This is a genomic window from Delftia sp. ZNC0008 (assembly GCF_000799035.1).
In the GTDB taxonomy this organism is placed as follows: Bacteria; Pseudomonadota; Gammaproteobacteria; order Burkholderiales; family Burkholderiaceae_C; genus Comamonas; species Comamonas tsuruhatensis.
On the sequence record NZ_JTKZ01000345.1, the window covers coordinates 1 to 5,025 of the forward strand.

Genomic DNA, 5,025 nt, shown 5'->3' on the forward strand with positions numbered 1-5,025 from the left:
CCGCGTCAGCTCGCGCTGCAGCCGCGCCAGCAGGTTGAGGATCTGGGCGCGGATGGCGATGTCCAGCGCCGACACGGGTTCGTCGCAGACCACGAGTTCGGGCCGCGTGGCCAGGGCGCGCGCGATGTTGATGCGCTGGCGCTGGCCGCCCGAGAACTGGTGCGGGAACAGCTGGCGCTGTTCGGGCCGCAGGCCGACCTGGGTGAACAGCTCGGCCACGCGCGCCTCGCGCTCGGCCGGCGTGCCCACGTCCATCAGGTCCAGCGGAGCGCGCACCGCATCGCCCGCGCGCTGTCGCGGATTCAGCGAGGAAAACGGGTCCTGGAACACGATCTGCATGCGCCGCCTCGCCTGGCGCAGGGCCTCGCCCGACAGGCCACCCAGGTCGGTATCGCCCAGCTGCATGCGGCCTGCCGTCACGGGCGCCAGGCGCATCACGGCCAGCGCCGTGGTGGTCTTGCCCGAGCCCGACTCGCCCACCACGGCCAGCGTGCTGCCGCGCCGCAGGCTGAAGGACACGCCGTCCACGGCCTTGACCACCTCGGGCCTGCCGAACAGGCCCTTGCCCGGGCGCGGAAAGTGGACCTGGAGATCGTCCACCTGCAAGAGGGTATCGTCCATGCGTGCGTTCATGCCAGGGCCTCCGTGTGGGCGCGGATGCGGGAAGCGGGAGCGTGCAGCCAGCAGGCCACGCCGTGGGATGGATCATCCAGCGCGACCAGCGGCGGCGCCTCGCTGGCGCAGCGCGGCTGGGCCTCGCGGCAGCGCGCACGGAAGGCGCAGCCGCTGCCCAACTCCCAGATCGAGGGCACGACGCCGGGGATCTCGGGCAGCTCGGTGCGCCCGCCTGCCTGGCTGCTGCCCAGCTCGGGCAGGCAGGCGATCAGGCCGCGCGTGTACGGATGGGCGGGCGCCGACAGCACCTGCTCGCAGCGGCCCTGCTCGATCACGCGGCCCGCATACATGACCATGACGCGGTCGGCCATCTCGGCCACGGCCCCCATGTCGTGCGTGATCAGCACGATGGCCGTGCCCTTGTCGCGCTGCAGCTCGCGCAGCAGGTCGAAGATCTGCGCCTGCACGGTCACATCCAGCGCCGTGGTGGGCTCGTCGGCGATCAGGATGTCGGGCCGGCAGGCCAGGGCCATGGCGATCATCACGCGCTGGCGCATGCCGCCCGACAACTGGTGCGGGTACTCGTGCACACGCCGCTCGGGTGCGGGGATGCCGACCTGCCGGAGCATCTCCACGGCGCGCTGGCGCGCGGCAGCCGCGTCCAGGCCAGCGTGCAGGCGCAGCGGCTCGGCGATCTGCTCGCCCACGGTGAGCACCGGGTTCAGCGAGGTCATGGGCTCCTGGAAGATCATGGAGATGCGGTTGCCGCGCACCTGGCGCATATGGGCCTCGCCGGCGGCCACCAGGTCCTCGCCCTGGAAGCGCACCTGCCCGCCCGTGATGCGACCCGGAGGCGAGGGAATGAGGCGCAGCAGCGCCAGCGCCGTCATGCTCTTGCCGCAGCCGGATTCGCCGACCACGCACAGGGTCTCGCCCGCGCGCAGATCGAAATCCACGCCGTTGAGCACCGTGGCCTGGCCGCGCCGGCCCTGGAAGGCCACGCGCAGGCCGCTGACTTGCAACAGGGGGGTGTCGGTGTCCATCAGCGCTCCCTCAGCTTGGGGTTGAGTGCATCGTTGAGGCCGTCGCCGATCAGGCTGACGGCCAGCACGGTGACGAAGATGGCGGCACCGGGAAAGGCCACGGCCCACCAGCACGACAGCAGGTACTGGCGGGCCGACCCGATCATCAGGCCCCAGCTCATCTGGTTGGGGTCCCCCAGGCCCAGGAAGGACAGGCCGGCCTCGAACAGGATGGCGGCGCCCACGGCCAGCGTGGCCGACACCACCAGCGGCGGCAGCGCATTGGGCAGGATCACCTTCCAGATGATGCGGCCGTGGCGCGCGCCGATGGCGCTCTCCGCGCGCACGAATTCAAGCTGGCGGATGCGCATGAACTCGGCCCGCGTCAACCGCGCCGTGGCCGGCCAGCTCACGCTGCCGATGGCCAGCGTGACCGTCACCAGCGAGGGCGAGAACAGCGTGACCACCACCATGGCGAACAGCAGCGCAGGCAGCACCTGGAAGAACTCGGTCACGCGCATCAGCAGCGCATCGACGCGGCCGCCGTAGTAGCCGGCCATCGCCCCCAGCGTCACGCCGATGCACACCGACAGCAAAGCCGCGAAGGCGCCCACCAGCAGCGTGGCGCGGCCGCCGTGGATGATGCCCGTGAGCACGTCGCGCCCCAGCTGGTCGCTGCCCAGCCAGGCCTCCTCGCTGAACGGCGGGCTCAGCGGCATGGTGCGGATCTCGAACGGGTCCGCAGGCCAGATCCAGGGGCCGGCGATGGCCACCAGCAGCACGATGAGCAGCATGGCCATGCCGGCAATGGCCGAGGGGTTGCGCAGGAACATGCGCAGCGCTTCGCGCGCCGGGTGCTCGGCATGGGCTGCGGCCTGCGGCGCGGCGACGGTCGGCACGGACACGGAAGGTGGTGTGATGGCATTCATGGTCTCAGGCCGCCTTGATGCGGGGATCGATCAGCCGGTAGCACAGGTCGGTGACGAGGTTCATCACGACCACGACGATGGAGGAGAACAGCAGCACGCCCAGGATGGTCGGGTAGTCGCGCCGCAGCACCGAGTCGAAGGCCAGCCGCCCCAGGCCCGGCCAGTTGAAGACCGTCTCCACGATGATGGCGCCGGCCATGACGTTGCCGAACTGCAGGCCCAGCATGGTCACCACGGGCAGCAGCGCGTTGCGCAGCGCATGGCGGTAGAGCACCACATGCTCGGCCAGCCCCTTGGCGCGCGCCGTGCGGATGTAGTCGGCGCCCAGCACGTCCAGCATGGACGAGCGCGACAGCCGGCTGTACTGCGCCAGGTAGACCAGGGCCAGTGTCAGCGCGGGCAGCACCAGGTGCCGTGCCACATCCAGCAGGTCGGCAAGGCCTGCGCCGCCTGCGGCATCGGCAGAGCGCATGCCCGACACCGGCAGCACGGGCCACCAGGAGGCAAACGCCAGCACCAGCAGCATGCCGGTCCAGAACACGGGCGCCGCAAAGCCCACCAGGGACAGCACGGTGATGCACTGCGACAGCAGGCCGTTGGGCCGGCGCGAGGACAGCACGCCCAGCAGCGTGCCCACCACGAAGGCCGTGAGCACGGCGGCCAGCACCAGCAGCAAGGTGGCGGGCACGCGCTCGGCAATCATCTGCGCCACCGGCAGGTTGAAGAAGTAGGAGTAGCCCAGATCACCACTGGCCACGCGCGCCAGGTAGATGCCCAGCTGCACGGGCAGCGGCCGATCCAGCCCGTAGCGTGTGCGCAGCTCGGCCATGAGCTCGGGCTCCATGCCGCCGCTGGCGCCGGCAATGGTCTCCACGGGGTCGCCGGGCGCCGCATGCACCAGCATGAAGTTCAGCACCACCACGGCCAGCACCAGCGCCAGGCCCTGCAGCAGCCGCTTGAAGAGTGTGCGGAGAAATGCCATGGCCGGGTCCTCCTGGATTACTTCAAGAAAATCTCGTCATAGGGCGAGGCCGGCCCCCAGACCGTGGTCGGCAGGTTGCCCACGTTCTTGCGCGCAGCCGTGTGATAGGGCGAGTTGTTGATGAAGATCACCGGCAGCTCGTCCGTCACGGTCTTCTGGAAGGCCGCATAGAGCTTCTTGCGCTCGGCCGTGTCCAGCGTGCCGCTGGCCGTGTTCAGCAGCTCGTCCACCTTGGGATTGCGGTAGGACTGGGTGTTGGTCCAGACCACGGGCTTGATGTTGGTGGACAGGTAGCTGCGGTGCACGCCGATGACCGGATCGCCCCAGTTGAAGACGATGTCCATGGACAGGTCGAAGTCATGCGTGGCCAGCCGCCGGGACCAGGCCGGGAAATCGGCCGAGGCGCGCACCTCGACGGCGATGCCCACCTTCTTGAGCTGGGCGCGCACGTACTCGGCCACGTTCTTTTGCTGCTCGTCCGTGCCCGGCAGGTAGTCGATGGTGATCTTGAAGCGCTCTCCGTTGGCGCCGGGCTTGAGGCCTGCCTCGTCCAGCAGGGCCGCCGACTTCTTGAGGTCCAGCGGATAGCGCACCAGGTCGGCCGAGGCAAAGGGGCTGGCCGCCACGATGGGGCCGTCGGCCACGCTGGCGAAGCCGCCCATCAGCGCCTTGGTGATGAAGTTCTTGTCGATGGCATGCGCAATGGCCTTGCGCACGCGCACGTCGTCCAGAGGCTTCCTGTCGGTGTTGATGGCCAGCCAGTTGATCGAGCCTATGCCCTCGAAGCCCTTGCCGGTCAGCGTGATCTGGGGATTGGTGGACAGGCGCTTCAGGTCGATGGAGGCCTGCAGGTAGGGCACCATCTGCACGTCGCCGCGCTCCAGGCTCAGCAGCAGGCTGGAGGAGTCGGGCACGATGTTGAAGACCAGCTTGTCCAGGTAGGGCCGGCCGGGCAGGAAGAACTTGTCGAAGCGCTCCATCACGATGCGCTGGCCCGCGCGGAACTCGGTCAGCTTGAACGGCCCCGAGCCCACCACGTCGGCGCTGTTGCGCGCATGGGTCTTGAGGTCGGCACCGTCGCCATAGATGTGCCTGGGCAGTATGGGCGCCAGCGCCGGGCTCATGGCCAGCAGGATGGCCGGATGCGGCGCGTTCATGCGGATGATGGCCGTGTAAGGGTCCGGCGTGTCCACCTTCTCCACGGGCCCCAGCATGGTCTGGAACGGGTGGTTGGCCTTGATGGCCATGATGGAGAAGGCCACGTCGGCCGAGGTGATGGGCTTGCCGTCGTGGAACACGGCATTCCTGCGCAGGTTCAGGGTCAGCGACTTGCCGTCCTCGGCCAGCTTCCAGGACTCGGCCAGGTAGGGCTGGGGCTTCCACTGGTCATCGAAGCGCAGCGGGCTGGCGAACAGCTGGGTGGAAGGCATGGCCGTGGCAATGCCCGATTGCACGGCGCCGTTCAGGTGCCGTGGCA

General features: G+C 69.2%; 5 protein-coding genes. All 5 read right to left on the minus strand.

Annotated features, from left to right (window positions below; genetic code table 11):
- The coding region (locus tag L995_RS11530) for an ATP-binding cassette domain-containing protein (RefSeq protein ID WP_047471796.1) at positions 1–633 on the minus strand (633 nt) is incomplete at its 3' end.
- Positions 630–1,658, minus strand: coding sequence for an ABC transporter ATP-binding protein (locus L995_RS11535; protein ID WP_047471800.1), 1,029 nt, complete (start codon positions 1,656–1,658; stop codon positions 630–632). The genes L995_RS11535 and L995_RS11530, both read right to left, overlap by 4 nt.
- Positions 1,658–2,566, minus strand: a complete 909-nt coding sequence (locus tag L995_RS11540; protein ID WP_047471803.1) for an ABC transporter permease — start codon at positions 2,564–2,566, stop codon at positions 1,658–1,660. Before L995_RS11540 ends, L995_RS11535 begins: the two co-directional genes overlap by 1 nt.
- A 4-nt stretch (positions 2,567–2,570) precedes the next feature.
- A complete protein-coding gene (locus L995_RS11545) occupies positions 2,571–3,548 on the minus strand; it encodes an ABC transporter permease (protein ID WP_047471806.1) in 978 nt (325 codons plus the stop codon).
- Positions 3,549–3,565: 17 nt separating this feature from the next.
- On the minus strand, positions 3,566–5,025 hold a 1,460-nt coding region (locus tag L995_RS11550; RefSeq protein ID WP_047471808.1), incomplete at its 5' end, for an ABC transporter substrate-binding protein.